Below are 15316 nucleotides of genomic sequence, written 5' to 3'. Positions count from 1 at the left end.
GTATATCATATTTCGTGCATCAGATACATTCATGGCCAAGATAAGTACGCAGTCCAAAAAGGACCTCTTCATACATATAGGAATAATTGTCTCGCTGCTTCTGGTAATTTTTCTCGGTTTTTTCTTTGTATACCTTCCTTTTACAACCAATCACGGCGAAGCAGTCACCGTTCCTGATCTGAAAAAGAAAAGCGTGGCGGATCTAGAAGAGTTTCTGGATACCCGCGACCTGCGTTATGAAGTGGATTGCACATTTGTTGCCAATATCGCTCCGCTGACCATTATTGCCCAGTACCCGCCTCCGGGAGCGAAAGTGAAAGAAGGCAGGAAGATATATGTGACGGTAGTTTCTAACACAGCCCCGCTGATCAAAATGCCGAAGCTGACGGATATGACGCACAGGAGTGCTCAGCTGCTGCTGAAAAGCGTTGGGCTGGAAGAAGGAAATATCTCCTACGTACCAGATATGGCGCAGAATGCGGTTTTGCGGCAAATGTATAATGGCAAAGAAATTCTGCCCGGCCAGCCAATTACCAAAGGTTCGAAAATCGATCTTGAATTGGGAGAAGGTTTGGGTACGGCACAATTTGAAGCTCCTTCTGTGATCGGAATGCCGCTCGATGAAGCGAAGATTGCGATTATTGGTTCAGGGTTGAAAGTAGGTCAGCAAATGGAGGTTCAGGCCGAAGAAGGTCAGGCGCCGGGATCGGTTGTAAGACAAAACCCTGATGCAGGCAATAATGTGAGAATAGGGGATGTAATTGATCTTTGGGTAACGCCGCAGTCTTTGGAACCAACTGAGAATGAAACAAACCAGCCTGAGCAATAGCCTGTTTAAAATTCAAAAGAAAGTTGCCGTCCTTTTTTGGATACTGCTGCTGGTACAGTGCCAATCTCTCTATGCACAGCTAAGGATTGTGCCGATTGATCCGTCAAATAATACAGATATCAGAAGAGGTAGTGAAGAAAATAACCTGAGAACTGAGGCAGTAACTTTGCCTTTCTTCGATGATTTTTCAACAGCCCGCACTGCCTCTCCGGACATAAAGTACTGGCTTCCGGGAAGCGGGGTTTACATCAACAATTCGCTATCTACTTCGCATCCTTCACGCAATCTGGCCACATTTGATGGACTTAATGCGGCTGGGATACCTTACAACCTGAACAATCAGCTGGGCCAGGGCTTCACGGATACGCTGACTTCACAAGCCATCAATCTTGCTGGTAAAACTGCTGCCGACTCGGTTTATCTGAGCTTTTACTGGTCTGCAAAAGGCTTCGGCGAACTACCTGATTCCAGCGATTTCCTGAGCCTGGAGTATTTTAACCGAAATAATCAATGGGTAACTGTCTGGCAGCAGAACGGATTTGAAGCAGATACTACATTCAAACAGCAGTTTGTTGCGATCACAAACGCAGCATATTTGCACGCTGTTTTTCAATTTCGTTTTCGGAGTTTTGGCCGCAATTCAGGCGCGTACGACACCTGGCACCTGGACTATGTGCATCTGGATGCAAAAAGGTCCCGAAAGCAGCCGTACATCTTTGATGTAGCTACCCGCAAGGCGATCTCGCCACTTTTGAAAAGGTACACTGCTATGCCGCTGCGCCAGTATCTTGTTAATCCAGCCGGCGCATTGTCCGACTCTATCAAGACAGACATTGTAAATCATTTCAATAATTTCAATGTCCTCACCAGCACATTTACCTTAACTGACGTAAAATCAGGAAAGGAATTTCAGCGGAATGTGCAAAGGTCGATTTTTGTAGAATCATTGAAGTCAAAGACACTGAGTGTAAAGCCTGCGCCTGCGGCTATTAGTGCCCCCGGTGACTCCATTCATTTGTTAGCGAAGTTTTTCATCACAACTACGGACACGATCCCGAATGTCAATCTGAAAAATAACGACACGATAACCTCACGCATTTCTCTGACAGACTATTATGCATTTGACGATGGAAGTGCGGAGTACGGGATTCAGGTAAATCAGCGATTGGGCCGTGTAGCTGTGCGCTACATTTTGGCCAAACCCGATACGATCGGTGGAGTCAGAATGGCGATTGTTCCATTCAACAGGGATGTGGCAGGACAGAACTTTACGATACAGTTTTTAAGCAGTAAAAATGGAAAACCGGACCGGGTTCTGGCACAAAGATCAGCCGCTGCTTCCTACGCATCGGACCGGAACGGATTTGCTGACTACCGGTTGAGCACGCCTGTTGCAGTACCTGATACCTTTTACGTTGGCTGGCAGCAGATCAACGAGCAACCGTTGACCGTAGGTTTTGACAGAAATTCCACGTTGGGTAAGGATCATGTTTTCTATAACCTGGGAACCGAATGGGCGAAGGAGCAATCTTTAAACGGAAGTATAATGATTCGTCCGTATCTCGGTGCAAAAGTGCTTGGAGTAGTGACTGGCAGGGAAGAAGTTGCGACTGAAAACTGGTTCTATCCAAACCCAAGTAATGGTACTATCAGCTGGAAGGCTAAAAATTTAAACCAGATCTACATTTATTCAAATGATGGCAAGTTATTAGATACAATTTTGCCGAAACGTGATCAGCAATCGCAGGAGTTGAGGGGATTAAAGGACGGGATTTATATTCTGAAAGCTTCGGACGGGAAACGATCATTTGTACAAAAAATGTTAATATTGAAATAGCTAATCAGTAAACAAATTATCGAAATGGATATAACTGTTGAAGAACTTAAAAAGAGACTGGATGATGGTGAGGACCTTCATTTCTACGATGTACGTGAAGAACATGAGTATGAAGAAGATAATCTGGGCGCTAAATTGATTCCCCTCGGCGAGCTTCCGGATCATCTTGACGAGCTTGAACCATTGAAGAACGAAGAAATCATTATTCATTGCCGTTCAGGCGCGAGAAGTGGCAAGGCTGCCAAATTTCTTGAATCACAGGGTTACACGAATGTAAGAAATGTAACAGGCGGCATTCTCGCCTACCGTGAGCTTGAAGATTGATTAAGGTCAAAAGAAGGAAATGGCGATTTACAAACCTGTAAATCGCCATTTTTTTATGCATATAGGTGAGTACTTATATATGCACGAATATTATCATAGTCTTCTACGTCGAACCATTTGAAATCGCCCTGGTGACGGAACCAGGTTAGTTGTCTTTTAGCATATCTTCTTGAATTTTGCTTTAAGAGCCGGATCATTTCAGATTCATCGTATTTGTTGTCAAGAAACTCAAATACCTCTTTGTAGCCGACAGTCTGCAAAGCCTGGTGTGAGCGGTAAGGAACCAGGCTTTTTACTTCATCTACTAACCCGTCTTGCAGCATGATATCAATGCGCTTGTCAATTCGGTTATACAGTTCTGTACGGTCGCGATTCACTGCAATGCAAATGGGCTCGAAATCCCTACTTTTCACATTCCTTAATTTGTACTCACTGATTGGCGTGCCGGTTGTATAATATACTTCAAGCGCACGAATCACCCTTTGTGGATTGGATAGCTCGCTGGTAGCAGCAAAACCCGGATCAACAGCAGCAATCTCTTTTTGAAGAACATCCAAGCCTTCTGCGACTAACTTATCAGTTAATTTCTCGCGCAGCCCTGGTGCAGGTGCCGGAAGATCATCCAGGCCTTCCAGTACAGCTTTTATATAGAATCCCGAGCCGCCTGTCATGATCATATAGTCAGAATGCTCAAAATGCGCTTTCAGGAGCTTGATTACATCGCGCTCGAAGTCTCCCGCACTGTATGTTTGCTGAATGGAATGGGAGTTAATAAAATGATGAACAACTTGCCGGAGTTCTTCCGTACTCGGTTTGGCAGTACCGATGTTCAGCTCACGAAAGAATTGACGGGAGTCGGCAGAGATTATTTCTGTATCTAAATCGAGTCCCAATTTCACTGATAATGCTGTTTTTCCAACAGCCGTCGGGCCTGCAATTACGATAAGCTTTTTCTTTCCGGTATTCGGCATTACGAGAAGGATTAGTGACTTTTTTTCTATAATTTATGGGTCAAACTGCTTAGGCTTCGTCACTTTAACAAATCCTTGCGTATTTATTTTAAATCTTTTCTTTTCAATTCACATTCTAAACGTAAACAACTATGTTGAAAAAATTATTACTATTTGCCTGGATCGGAGTGATGGTTCTAGCAGTTAGCAGTTGCGAAGGTCCGGAAGGTCCAGCCGGCCCGAAAGGAGATACTGGTGCAGCCGGCCCCGCGGGTCCTGCTGGCCCTGCCGGTGAAGATGGCGAGGATGGAACGGGCAGTGGTATGTCAGGGTCTGTTATCGCATTTATGGGTGAGATTGAAACCGACACTTCAGGAAATATGATTGTTGGGGACACAGCCTTTTTTGCTGATGCCACCGACGAGGAGATACTTAGTTTCGAGAAGGGGATGTTCCAGGTGTTTTTGAAAGACAATGGCGCTTACTTCCCGGTTCCTGGGTATGTACTTTTTGAAGACGAAGCAATTAGTTACGGCTATTACTACCAGATTGACGGGAATGGTTTGTATTTCCCTATTTTCAGAACTTCTGCGGCAGATAACCCGCAACGTTCATTTGAAGAGGTTCGTGTAGTATTTATCCCGGCTCTCAATGCAGGTAAACAAAATGCGAATGTAAACTGGAAAAATTACGACGAAGCAGTTAAGGCACTTGGTTTGACGGAAGCTGATGTAAAGGTGATCCGCAAGAAGTAACTCACGATCGTTTATAAAAAGAGAGAGCCGAAATCAATCGATTTCGGCTCTCTCTTTTTACTATCATTCTCTTAATATTCCCAGAGACCGTGTTCCAGCTCCATTAACTCTTGTTCGTAATTAAGGGATTTGATCAACGCTTCTTTTTCGCCATTATAGATATCTAAAAACGCTTTATCGTTTGCATTTGAGAACTTGGTGATCCTTCCGTAGAACAAGCGAAGGTCAAATGCGTCAGCCAGGTTCTTGTTTTGCGCTGTGTTATGCGTGTTGTACCAGATATACTTCTTAGGATCGCTTCTGAACAATCTCTCTACGTCTTTGTAGCGGAAAGAAGCAACAGGAATCTCCAAGCCAGTAGCTGTTTGTTCAGCAGGCAGGATGATCGTAAGCGTCTGAATATCGTTGTAAAGTCTTGATCTCTTCTTGTCAAAAGTCCAATCTTCTTTGATCTCCAGAATGCTAAGCTGCTCAGGGAAGTACTCTTCTTCAGTTGCTGCTACCTGCGTGTCAAAAGATGTTGAATCCGGCTTAGGTTGTTCAACTACCGGCGGCTCTTCTTTTGCTACCTGCGCATTTTTAGCACCTTTTTTGGTTGATTTCTTCTTTGGAGGACCCCAGCCATCATCTACCGGCTCGGCCTCTTTCTTTGCAGCTGCACCCCAGCTATCGTCAGCAGGCTGTGCTTGCTTGGCAGGTTCTGCTGCTGGCTTAGCGCCCCAGCCATCATCTGTTTTAGCAGGTGCACCAAATCCTGCGGCGATCTCTTCTGCAGATAATCCCGCAGTTTGATTAGGGATCAGAATACGTTTATGAAGTTCGTCACCCGTGATCTTTGTTGCGCAGGAATCATTTGTATATGCATCAATCAGCCCTGCTTTTGCAGCATCCAATAGATAACGTGTAATCTCATTGTTTTTTGAGAACATGGAAATGTTCTGCTTTTCTTTAAGATCCACCCTTCTCCAAAGCGTCCTTTTCATCATCACATCTCCATCTGCAATAGGACGTGACGAGAAAACATTAGCAGTCGAATCCTCTTTCTCCTGTGCGAATGCAGACCCTGAAATCAGGGACAAGGATAATAAAGACCATGCAATCGTTTTTCCATTCATTCTTCTCATATCGTGCATAAGTTGTATTGTCCAATCAACGACAAAAATAATGTCTTAGTATAAAGTAACCTGGCGAGTTTGGGTTCCCATTTCGACCTCGCTGATTGCACCTTTGAAGTTCTGGCGCTCTACTTTGAGAATCGAAATAACATACCGGTCACCTGGCTGTGCCTGCTGTGCCAGTGAAGAGATAGAACCGCCTGATCCGGAAAGCGTTACACCATTGATACGACGCGAGCCTCTCGCAAGAGATACCTCTATCTGAGACACTCTGAAACGCGCATCCTCAGGCGAGAAGTTCTTAAAGCTTTCGTCAGGAATAGCTACTACCTGAATGCTTCTGGCGCCTGTTGCAGGTGCACCTTTTCTTTCATCAAACGGAGCTCCGTTAACCCTTACTTCCAGTGATGGTTTCGGTACCCTGTTAACTCTGAAAGGCTCCGATCCAAGTACATTGCCCGCATTGCTTACAGTGATGTTCAACTGAGCTCTGTTTGGAACAATAGTAAATTTACCTTTCTGACCGCTTGGAATAATCTCGCCGCCATCTGTCGAGAAGCTAGGAGCCCAAAGAGCGCCTAATGCAGGACTTTGAATACTCAGCTTGTTCGCACAACCAAAGTACAATGGAGGCAGTGTTCCTGTTTCGATCTGGTAGGTTGGCTTCACCACGAAGTATTCCTGATTCATGGTATAAGTAGTATCTCTTCCAGAAGGGGTAGGGATGGTAATTCTTGCCTGAAGTTCACGTTTTGCAAGTCCTTCCGCATTGTATCCGCCACCTTGTGCAGTGAACTCGATTAAACCAATTCCGTTTTCAACTTTCACCGGCGATCCGTTCAAGCTCATTCTTGGGGTGATACCACTTGCCGAAGCAGCGATAAACATCTGACCCTTGAATTTAGTACCTGCAACCACAGTCTTCGCATCTGCACTTACCATAGCAAGTACCCGGTCAAACTTAATGTCGGCAGCACCAACTTTACTTGCGAGATAATTCAAAACTTCACCTTCCATTCTGCGAATATCCGTTTGCTTCTGGCTTAGTACTGCAAGAGCAGCTGCAACAGGAGTTTGCGCGAAGTTCAATTCTGCAAAATCTTTATTACGTTGTTCCTTGTTGCCTTTTGCCACAGGATCCTGATTTCCGTCCAGTGCAAGAGGTTGAAATTTGTTAGGTGTAAGTTGGTTCAATTGTGCAGTAAAGCTGTTGAGGCTTTTCTGCAGCTGGTATGCTTTTCCATTTTTAGCACCTCCCACCATCAATTCTGCTACTTTACCTTCTTCCTGCGGATTTTTAATCGCGCCCTCCTCATTCAAGCCGCCACCTGCACTGGTGATGATTTCCTGCTTTAATGTATTGATCGAATTTGTAATCTCGGATGTGTACTGACGAACCTGGTCTGCTTCCTTTAAAACGGCAAGATCTGCCGAGCGGTTTCCTGCTTTTTCGACAGCCGCCTTTATTTTAAGTACTGTTTCCTGGTTGATTTTATTGGCTGCGCCTGAGGACAGTTCCAAAGAATTGTTCAAGAGAATGAATTTTTCTATAATGGCTGAACTTACCTGCAATGCGAGCATCGCTGTAAGTACCAGATACATCATTCCAATCATCTTTTGACGGGGTGTTTCTTTTCCACCTGCCATATTATTCAGTAATCGGTTTCAGTGATTAAATAATTTAGGGGAGACAAGCTTCTGCAAATTACAAAAGCTTGTCAGAAGGGTTTTTACGCGTTTCCGCCACGCATTGCAGTAAGCATATTGCCGTAAATACCATTCAAAGAGGAAATGTTGGTTGTCAATTTCGACATTTCACTTTTGAATACTTGTGATTCTTTGGTGGCATCTGCCATATTCTCCATTGCGGCAGTAAGGTTACCGTAGAATGCATTCATTGCTTTCAGGTGTTTTGTAGTATCCTGAAGTTCAAGCTCATAAACTGCGTTTAATGCGCCCATGTTCTTAGTGATCTGCTGGAACTGCTCACGGTATGACTGTGCGTCTTTCGTAGCGTCTGCCATAGAAGTCATCGCATTGATAGCAACTCCGTAAGATTTATTCATATCGCTGATCGCTGTTGACGCAGTTTTCACATTTCTTGCGTAATCATTGGTAGCAACAGTTGCATCAGTCAGATCAGTGATTTTACCAACAGTTTCAGAAAGGTTTCTGAATCCTTTGCCAAGGCTGTCAAATATTTCCGGGGAAAGCTTAGCATTGTCAAGCATATTGTCAAGCTTGGCAGTAATGTTGCTGCTTTGGGTTGTTGTGCCGCGGGTAATTGCAGGTCCGTTGTAATCGTCTGCAAGCTCAGGATACACTCTTGTCCAATCCGGATCTCTGTCGGTAGACTGAGTCAATGTTTGCAACGCGTAAAGTAAAAAGATGATTACCTCAGTACCCAGACCAAGAGTAAGCATCTCGCTTCCTCCGTCCCAGTGCTGAATTTTAAATAAAGCTCCTAAAATCACGACGGCAGCACCGGCGCTGTATATTGTTGGTACCAGTTTATCCCAAACAAAACTAGGTCCGCTATTCTTAGCCATACGAATCAAAAATGGTTACAGTGAATAAATTGAAATAAATACTATGAGTTCGAGGGGATCGAAAAAAAGAAGCAGGGTATAAAACACTGCTTCTCTTATATATTAATGTTACTACTAACGACGTCTGGCACGGGCACCTCCACGGTCGTTAACATTATCCATCACGCAGCGGAAGCCGATGAAAGCGCGACGTTCAGTTTCATATTCAAAAGTTCTTGTTCCTGTTTGCAGATAGTAAGCAATGTCTTTCCACGATCCGCCTTTTACAACTTTACGAGGCTCGTCAGGATTGTCGTATTCAGGGTTCATATCCCACACGATCGCGGTAGCATTGTCAGTATATGCGTCAGAAGTCCATTCAGCTACGTTTCCTGCCATATTGTAAAGACCAAAATCATTAGGGTTATATGCGTTTGCAGGACCTGTATATGGATATCCGTCTGCGTCGTAGTTACCTCTTTGTGGTTTGAAGTTAGCAAGGAAACATCCTTTCGCATTCATTGTATAAGGGTTACCCCATGGATACTTCGCAACTGCACGTCCGCCTCTTGCTGCCCATTCCCATTCTGCTTCTGAAGGTAGACGGAAACCTGTAGAATTAAACTGTCCTTCTTTATTCTGAAAATCGTGAAGAAGATTGGTGCGCCACTTGGAGAAGTACTGTGCAGCAAGCCAGCTTACACCAACAACAGGGTAAGTATCAAATCCCGGGTGCTGATAGTAATATTCTACAAATGGATCTCCATTGGAGTAGGCAAAATCTTTTTTCCATACTGTAGTATCAGGGTAATACTTGGACATGATTTCTTCTTCGCCCAACACAGATACAGAGTCAACAAGGAGTGCATTCACGAACTGACGATATTCGTTGTTTGTGATTTCAGTATCATCCATAAAGAATGAGCTGATTGTCACACGACGGTTCATGTTGTTCATAGAAGATGCAATATCTTCATCGGCTTGTCCCATTACGAACGAACCCGAAGGGATTACCACCATTCCTGCAGGAGTAGTCTGTTTAAAGCCCTTTCTGGCAGTTGCAGTAATTTCTCCATTTTGAATACCGCTTTCTTCTTTTCCTCCCTTGCCAAACTTACTCTTGATAAATCCGCAACTCTGCATGAGCATAAGAGCGGCTATCAAAAGCAGACTTTTGACTCCATCCCGATAGAACACTTTCACATTCATAGTGGTTTTGTAAAATTTTAGATAATAAAATGCTAGCCTAAAAACGATAATTGATTCTGTATAGTATAATTGAAAAAGACAAAAAACTAATCTGCTCCGGGCTGATCCAGCGAGTACCGAAGGGAAATAAATATGCTCCCAAAGCTGCTAAATCCAGACTTATCGACTTAACGTAAAGAAAAAGAGAATTGGTATAAGTGTCGATAATTTTACAAATATAAATTAAAGTTTAACAAACTGCCTTAGAGGAAGTAGTTACAGGTTTGTAAAAAACCAAGGTAAATGTGCCAATGCTGGTATTTTAATACTAAAAAATTGAATATTGCAAACTTTCGAGTTGGCAGTTAGAATCTGAATCGCGGTGTCCTGATGATCGTTTTCTTGCCAAACTTAGGAGATGGTAATGCATAGGACAACATCACTTCAAAAGAGGAAGGTGACTTGGTACGGTCGCCGCCTAATACCAGATCATACGCGCCTGATAATCTCAGCGATTGATCCGGAAGCAGATAAATTCCTCCCATTAATATAAAGTAAGTATCCTGCTGCCGATAGGTACCGCCGATCCAGTAGCGTTTGTTGTAAGTTACAGTAGCTCCGCCTTCTACCGAAACCGTGCTGATGTCAGATTTTACAAGTACTATGGGCTGTATATCAAGTAAGTAACCCAGTTCTATGTTTACACCCGCATTGAAATATAATGTTCGGGGCAATGGATTGGTGCCTGTTTCTGAACCAAGTTGGTATTTTGGTTTGAGCAGGTGGTTCAAAGACACTCCAGCATAAAATGCATCAGCTTCGTAGCGTACACCTACTGCTACATCAGGATTTATTTCCGAAATCACACCCGTTTGAATCAATGGATCGTCCGGGTCTCTGGCGCGCAGCTTTCCATAATCAATCGCCTGGCGAAAAAGTCCGGCGCTTGCACCTACCTGAAAATTCCCGCCGCCTAATGGAATACGATAAGCAGCAGACAATTTGAAATCCTGATCCGTGCGCGGCCCGCTTCGGTCATTCAGTGCGTAAAATCCAATGCCAAAATTCTTGATCGGCATGCTGAAAGAGAACAGCTGCGTTGACAATGCGCCGCCTTCGTCCGTCAGGTTTGTTCCCTGGTAACCTGCATATTGTGTCCGGTGTGTAAGCTGAAACTTGGTAAGACCATCCGCGCCCGCAGCTGCCGGATTAAGGTAAAGCTGGTTCAAAGAAAATAAACTAAACTGCGCGTCTTTCTGAGCAACAGCAGCAAAGGGAAGCAAAAATAAAATAGCAAGTAACCGGTTATTTTTATTACTCCTTATAGTAAACTTCAAAGTCATACTTTTGGGTTTGTTTAGGGAATCAACCGAAGGTTTTCAGTTTTGATTTATAACGCATATTGCTTAAAAAAATTGATATAAACACAAAAAAGCCCCGGAAATTTTCCAGGGCTTTTTTGTTGAATTTTAAGCTTATATGCCGTTTGCCTGCCTGATATAAAGGTCAAGCGCGCCGGTCATTGAAGGCGCATTTGGTAACGGCGCCTGGATGTCAAGTACAAGGCCCGCATCTTCCACCGCTTTCGCGGTTGTAGGGCCAAATGCTGCTATGCGGGTATAGTTTTGTTTGAAGTCAGGGAAGTTGTCAAACAGCGACTTGATACCCGACGGACTGAAAAATGCAATGATATCATAATATACGTCTTCCAGATCAGAAAGGTCGGAAGAGACAGTCTGATACATGGTAGCCTCCTGAAAGTGGAACTCTTCTGTATCTGCAAATTCCGGAATATCGCTTTTTCTTACGTCAGAACACGGATAAAGAAACTTCTCTTTCTTATGTTTCCGCATCAGTTCAATCAGCTCCGACGCAGTTTTTGTACCTGTGAAAATCTTTCTTTTCCGGATTACAATGTACTTCTGAAGGTAATTGGCAGTTTGTTCCGAAATACAGAAGTACTTCATCGTTGCAGGAACCTCAATACGTCCCTCGTTGCAAATCCTGAAAAAATGATCAATGGCGTTGCGGCTTGTAAAAATAACCGCTGTGTGATCCAGAATGTTGACTTTTTGCTTGCGAAAGTCTTTGTATGAAACTCCGTCAATTTGAATGAAAGGCCGGAAATCAACTTTGATATTATACTTTCGGGCTAATTCGTAATAGGGTGAATTTTCGTCGGCGGGTCTGGATTGGCTTACTAGCAGGCTGGTCACCTTTTTAAGCCGTTCCTGATCAAAATTGATAGTATCACTCATGTAAAATCCTCATTAGTTTGTTCCAAACTCATCTTTGTCTGATTATAAGGCAAATTTCATACTAACGATGAGCGGGATGATTTCAATAACGCAAAGGTACGAAAATAAATACAGATTAATCAACGCGCCAGGCGGCTTGGTGACCACGTACAATGCAATGAAACGGCCTATATAGAAAAACAGAAAGGGTATCACAATGTATGCCCGCATATCCGAGATCCAGTTCATCTGGTTAAAGCTCATTCCGAAAATGATAAGAAAGAACGCCCCGTAGAACATGTAAGAGGATTGTATTATTTTGATAAACAAAACATCAACCTGCTTGTCAAGATTAAGCATATTTCCAGCCAGCAACATGCAAATGTATTTGACGTAGGTAAGTACAAAAAACAACGTAGAGATAATCAGAAAGTCGGCGAAGATCATGAGTGTGTTTGATTTCTCCGATAGTATGCTGTTTACCGAAAACAGATTAACCCTGTTACTGGCAAAAAACAGGAGTAAAAAGCTCATCCACATCGCGGTGATGATCGCGAAAAAGATAATTGTATTACTGTAAGGTTTGTTGATTTTCGAAATCTGCTCGCGGGGGTCACCGTTGAAAAACTCAATGGGATTGATCAGCCGGATGAATGAGAGTGGGTTCAGGTTGAAAATCCATGCATTCAATATCAGGATCAGTACCAAAGCCAGCACTGCGAAATTACCGAACGGTGAAAATGAAATGGGTTTAATATTAATAAAGCTGGGCCGAGTACTGGTAAGCGTAGCTGCATCAGCGCTGTTTTTTCTGTGACACAATAACGCCGCTTTGTCCTCAGTTCCCGGACCGCCATAGATCGTGACCAGCAATTCGTCCTTTCTGTAAACTTTAATCAGACTGTCAATGCTGAGCTCCCTCCATTGGCCGGGGTCAATCCGGGATTGCAGTGCACCTTCGATGAACAGGTAGCTCTCCGTTTCGGCTGTCAGCAGCAATGCATACCTGCGGTTCTTAACAAGATCAATGTATAGACTTACAGAACGGGAATCCTCGTCAACACCCTGCGAGTAGGGGACGTAGTTTTTATAGGCTGCATTATAAACAAGCCAATCATTCTGGTAATTGTAAACAGGGAAATAGCGTTCGGGGAGCGTGACCTTAGCTGCACTGAATGCAACGGTCGCGAAAAACATAAATGCCGTAAAGAAAGCCCAACTGGTGCGTGTGAATACGGACTTCATAATTATAAAAGGGCGGGGTTTCCCCAGCCCTCTTAAAGGTAGTATGCTTAAATGTAGATTATTTTCTTCCAAGAGCAAGCAGCATCGTTTCGCCGATCAATGCAGGCGATTCAGCAACAAAGATACCTGACTCTTTCATGATTCTGATTTTAGCTTCTGCAGTATCGTCAGCACCACCGATGATTGCACCAGCGTGGCCCATTCTGCGGCCTTTAGGAGCAGTTTGTCCGGCGATAAAGCCTACAACCGGCTTTTTATTACCAGTCGATTTAATATAGTTTGCAGCATCTGCTTCCATGCTTCCGCCGATTTCACCAATCATAACGATCGCTTCGGTTTCAGGGTCATTCATCAAAAGTTCTACTGCTTCTTTGGTAGTTGTTCCGATAATTGGGTCACCGCCGATTCCGATTGCAGTAGTTTGTCCCAGTCCTGCGCGAGTCAGCTGGTCAACCGCTTCGTAAGTCAAAGTTCCTGATTTTGAAACCAGACCAACAGTGCCTTTTTTGAAGATAAAGCCAGGCATGATACCTACTTTACATTCTTCCGCAGTGATTACACCCGGACAGTTAGGGCCGATCAGGCGGCAGTTCTTGTTTTTGATATATTCTTTCGCCTGCATCATATCCTTGGTTGGGATACCCTCGGTAATACAAACGATTACGCCGATACCAGCATCAGCTGCTTCCATGATTGCGTCAGCGGCGAAAGCCGGTGGAACGAAAATGATAGCCACGTCAGCTCCGGTAGAACGAACAGCCTGATCAACAGTGTTGAATACAGGTCTTTCCAAATGAGAAAGTCCGCCTTTACCAGGGGTAACACCACCTACGACATTGGTACCATATTCTATCATCTGCTGGGCGTGAAAAGACCCTTCCGAACCGGTAAATCCCTGAACTATAATCTTAGAATTTTTATTAACTAAAACGCTCATGTTGGTAAATCAGTTTTTTTGGTAAAAGTAGAACGAAAAGCACGAAGTAGCAAAATGTAACCAGAATTTGTAAATTGCTTTTTTGACAATCTGATGGGTGTTTATGGATCTACTTAGCAATCCCCATATATTTTCTAATCTCGTTTTAAGCGGCACCAGTTTGTTCATTTTTTTCAGGTATTTCAATAGTCAGCCTGCGGTTACGAAATGGCTTTGGGGTATCTTCTTCTTCAGTATCGCTGCTGTCGCGTTGACGGACCTGCTCGTTTTTGCAGGAGTGGAAACGATGAACCCCGTCCGCGAAATTGCTTCTGCCGGTGAGATGACGCTGGGCGCAATATGCCTTGTGTCGGCATCGTGGTGTCTTCTAATGCGCTATAAGGGCGGGAATTTTCTGCTGTTTTCAACGGTAGCTCTGGGGTTGCTGCTCTTTTACTGTATCACCTGGTTCAGAGTAGAATATGTGGGATTGATTATCAAATCCCTTTGCATTCTAGTGACCCTGCTGATCTCCTGTGTGGGCCTGGCCAGCAGACTGAAAAGCGCGCTTTGGGTTGTTATTTCGATGATGCTCCTTGCATTAGCTACCAAGTCTGGCAAGCTTCCTATTCCAATGGACCCTGTCGATATTAACCATTATATGATGGTTTTGTCAGTGCTATGCGTAGGTCGGGCTGTGCGCGATCAGTACAAAATCCTCTTCTGACAGATTAGTTTTCAAACAATTGTTAATGAATTGTTTTTTTAAAACACCGTGTCGTAAATTGCACAGGTTAAATTTAATTAAACAAGTATACCTAATACTCATAACATGAAAACGACCAAGTATGGCGTAATGCTTCTTGCCTCAGTTCTGGCTTTTGGAGCAGTTACAATGAACCCTGTTAAGGCTGAGTTGATTTCTGCCGGCACAGTGGTGGACGATGCAAAACAAGTTAAAACCATCGTTATAAAAGGAACTGACGCAATGCAGTTCGACCTGAAAGAGATCAAGGTAAAAGCGGGACAAAAAGTAAAGCTTACCCTTACTCACGCTGGTAAACTTGCAAAGGCTGCAATGGGTCACAACTGGGTATTATTGAAACCAGGTGTTGACGTTGCGACATTTGGGTCGAAAGCTGCGGCTGCCAGAGAAACAGAATACATTCCTGCATCTGAAAAGGCGAGCATCATTGCACATACCAAGCTTGTAGGTGGCGGAGAAAGCGATACGATCGAATTCACAGCTCCTGCAAAAGGTACTTACACTTACATTTGCAGCTTCCCAGGTCACTATGCCCTGATGAAAGGTACTTTCGTAGTGGAATAAACTATTGATAATATGTTTAACAAGAAAGGCGCTGATACCAGCGCCTTTCTTGTTAAACAGGG

The 15316-nt window shown here is 43.8% G+C and carries 15 protein-coding genes; 6 read left to right on the top strand and 9 right to left on the bottom strand.

The features are described from left to right. Nucleotides 1–31: 31 nt before the first annotated feature. The 3 genes from ASG33_RS14070 to ASG33_RS14060 are packed head-to-tail and all read left to right on the top strand — an operon-like array spanning nt 32 to nt 2990. Complete coding sequence (locus ASG33_RS14070) at nt 32–829, top strand: PASTA domain-containing protein (RefSeq protein ID WP_056286069.1); 798 nt, start codon at nt 32–34, stop codon at nt 827–829. Next, complete coding sequence (locus ASG33_RS14065) at nt 804–2666, top strand: T9SS type A sorting domain-containing protein (protein WP_082489213.1); 1863 nt, start codon at nt 804–806, stop codon at nt 2664–2666. Before ASG33_RS14070 ends, ASG33_RS14065 begins: the two co-directional genes overlap by 26 nt. 24 nt (nt 2667–2690) lie before the next feature. Next, nucleotides 2691–2990, top strand: coding sequence for a rhodanese-like domain-containing protein (locus ASG33_RS14060; RefSeq protein ID WP_056286066.1), 300 nt, complete (start codon nt 2691–2693; stop codon nt 2988–2990). A 53-nt stretch (nt 2991–3043) separates the two neighbouring features. Here ASG33_RS14060 and miaA read toward each other — a convergent pair whose 3' ends face one another. Then, nucleotides 3044–3961 carry a tRNA (adenosine(37)-N6)-dimethylallyltransferase MiaA gene (miaA, locus tag ASG33_RS14055; RefSeq protein WP_056286064.1) on the bottom strand — a complete coding sequence of 306 codons (918 nt, stop codon included), beginning with the start codon at nt 3959–3961 and terminating at the stop codon, nt 3044–3046. 131 nt (nt 3962–4092) lie between these two features. Between miaA and ASG33_RS25955 the strand changes: the two genes are divergently transcribed. Next, the gene (locus tag ASG33_RS25955; RefSeq protein WP_056286061.1) at nt 4093–4695 is read left to right on the top strand and encodes a hypothetical protein; all 603 of its coding nucleotides are present in this window, start codon (nt 4093–4095) and stop codon (nt 4693–4695) included. 71 nt (nt 4696–4766) lie between these two features. Here ASG33_RS25955 and gldN read toward each other — a convergent pair whose 3' ends face one another. The 8 genes from gldN to sucD all read right to left on the bottom strand — a co-directional run bounded on the left by gldN (nt 4767) and on the right by sucD (nt 13945). Beyond that, on the bottom strand, nt 4767–5828 hold the full coding sequence (gene gldN, locus ASG33_RS14045; RefSeq protein WP_082489212.1) for a gliding motility protein GldN: 1062 nt from the start codon (nt 5826–5828) through the stop codon (nt 4767–4769). Between the two features lie 36 nt (nt 5829–5864). Next, the gene (gene gldM / locus ASG33_RS14040) at nt 5865–7457 is read right to left on the bottom strand and encodes a gliding motility protein GldM (protein WP_082489211.1); all 1593 of its coding nucleotides are present in this window, start codon (nt 7455–7457) and stop codon (nt 5865–5867) included. An 83-nt stretch (nt 7458–7540) separates the two neighbouring features. Continuing rightward, a complete protein-coding gene (gldL, locus tag ASG33_RS14035; RefSeq protein ID WP_056286059.1) occupies nt 7541–8359 on the bottom strand; it encodes a gliding motility protein GldL in 819 nt (272 codons plus the stop codon). A gap of 114 nt (nt 8360–8473) precedes the next feature. Then, a complete protein-coding gene (locus ASG33_RS14030; RefSeq protein WP_056286052.1) occupies nt 8474–9547 on the bottom strand; it encodes an SUMF1/EgtB/PvdO family nonheme iron enzyme in 1074 nt (357 codons plus the stop codon). Nucleotides 9548–9891: 344 nt separating this feature from the next. Beyond that, nucleotides 9892–10869: a type IX secretion system membrane protein PorP/SprF gene (locus ASG33_RS14025; RefSeq protein ID WP_082489210.1), complete on the bottom strand. Its 978-nt coding sequence runs from the start codon at nt 10867–10869 to the stop codon at nt 9892–9894. A gap of 132 nt (nt 10870–11001) precedes the next feature. After that, entirely contained in the window at nt 11002–11784 is a 783-nt protein-coding gene (locus ASG33_RS14020; protein ID WP_056286047.1) for a uroporphyrinogen-III synthase, read from the bottom strand. A gap of 42 nt (nt 11785–11826) precedes the next feature. Continuing rightward, nucleotides 11827–13008, bottom strand: a complete 1182-nt coding sequence (locus ASG33_RS14015; protein WP_056286043.1) for a DUF4271 domain-containing protein — start codon at nt 13006–13008, stop codon at nt 11827–11829. A gap of 58 nt (nt 13009–13066) precedes the next feature. Further along, nucleotides 13067–13945, bottom strand: a complete 879-nt coding sequence (sucD, locus tag ASG33_RS14010; RefSeq protein ID WP_056286040.1) for a succinate--CoA ligase subunit alpha — start codon at nt 13943–13945, stop codon at nt 13067–13069. A gap of 103 nt (nt 13946–14048) precedes the next feature. On the opposite strand from sucD, the gene ASG33_RS14005 reads away from it, so the two are divergent. Further along, nucleotides 14049–14651 (top strand): DUF6962 family protein, encoded by a 603-nt coding sequence (locus ASG33_RS14005; RefSeq protein ID WP_056286036.1) that lies wholly within the window; start codon nt 14049–14051, stop codon nt 14649–14651. 105 nt (nt 14652–14756) lie between these two features. Next, nucleotides 14757–15254 carry an azurin gene (azu, locus tag ASG33_RS14000; protein ID WP_056286034.1) on the top strand — a complete coding sequence of 166 codons (498 nt, stop codon included), beginning with the start codon at nt 14757–14759 and terminating at the stop codon, nt 15252–15254. Nucleotides 15255–15316: the final 62 nt, after the last annotated feature.

Source organism: Dyadobacter sp. Leaf189 (assembly GCF_001424405.1).
In the GTDB taxonomy this organism is placed as follows: Bacteria; Bacteroidota; Bacteroidia; order Cytophagales; family Spirosomataceae; genus Dyadobacter.
Note: the sequence above shows the minus strand (reverse complement) of the source record. Positions and strands in the feature narration are given on the sequence as shown.

What these genes read in the sequence shown, in the direction of transcription:
- ASG33_RS14020 (WP_056286047.1), bottom strand. Translation starts at nt 11,784, where the DNA reads ATGAGTGATACTATCAATTTTGATCAGGAACGGCTTAAAAAGGTGACC.
- azu (WP_056286034.1), top strand. Translation starts at nt 14,757, where the DNA reads ATGAAAACGACCAAGTATGGCGTAATGCTTCTTGCCTCAGTTCTGGCT.
- ASG33_RS25955 (WP_056286061.1), top strand. Translation starts at nt 4,093, where the DNA reads ATGTTGAAAAAATTATTACTATTTGCCTGGATCGGAGTGATGGTTCTA.
- ASG33_RS14070 (WP_056286069.1), top strand. Translation starts at nt 32, where the DNA reads ATGGCCAAGATAAGTACGCAGTCCAAAAAGGACCTCTTCATACATATA.
- ASG33_RS14015 (WP_056286043.1), bottom strand. Translation starts at nt 13,008, where the DNA reads ATGAAGTCCGTATTCACACGCACCAGTTGGGCTTTCTTTACGGCATTT.
- gldL (WP_056286059.1), bottom strand. Translation starts at nt 8,359, where the DNA reads ATGGCTAAGAATAGCGGACCTAGTTTTGTTTGGGATAAACTGGTACCA.
- ASG33_RS14005 (WP_056286036.1), top strand. Translation starts at nt 14,049, where the DNA reads ATGGATCTACTTAGCAATCCCCATATATTTTCTAATCTCGTTTTAAGC.
- sucD (WP_056286040.1), bottom strand. Translation starts at nt 13,945, where the DNA reads ATGAGCGTTTTAGTTAATAAAAATTCTAAGATTATAGTTCAGGGATTT.
- gldM (WP_082489211.1), bottom strand. Translation starts at nt 7,457, where the DNA reads ATGGCAGGTGGAAAAGAAACACCCCGTCAAAAGATGATTGGAATGATG.
- ASG33_RS14060 (WP_056286066.1), top strand. Translation starts at nt 2,691, where the DNA reads ATGGATATAACTGTTGAAGAACTTAAAAAGAGACTGGATGATGGTGAG.
- ASG33_RS14065 (WP_082489213.1), top strand. Translation starts at nt 804, where the DNA reads ATGAAACAAACCAGCCTGAGCAATAGCCTGTTTAAAATTCAAAAGAAA.
- ASG33_RS14030 (WP_056286052.1), bottom strand. Translation starts at nt 9,547, where the DNA reads ATGAATGTGAAAGTGTTCTATCGGGATGGAGTCAAAAGTCTGCTTTTG.
- miaA (WP_056286064.1), bottom strand. Translation starts at nt 3,961, where the DNA reads ATGCCGAATACCGGAAAGAAAAAGCTTATCGTAATTGCAGGCCCGACG.
- gldN (WP_082489212.1), bottom strand. Translation starts at nt 5,828, where the DNA reads ATGCACGATATGAGAAGAATGAATGGAAAAACGATTGCATGGTCTTTA.
- ASG33_RS14025 (WP_082489210.1), bottom strand. Translation starts at nt 10,869, where the DNA reads ATGACTTTGAAGTTTACTATAAGGAGTAATAAAAATAACCGGTTACTT.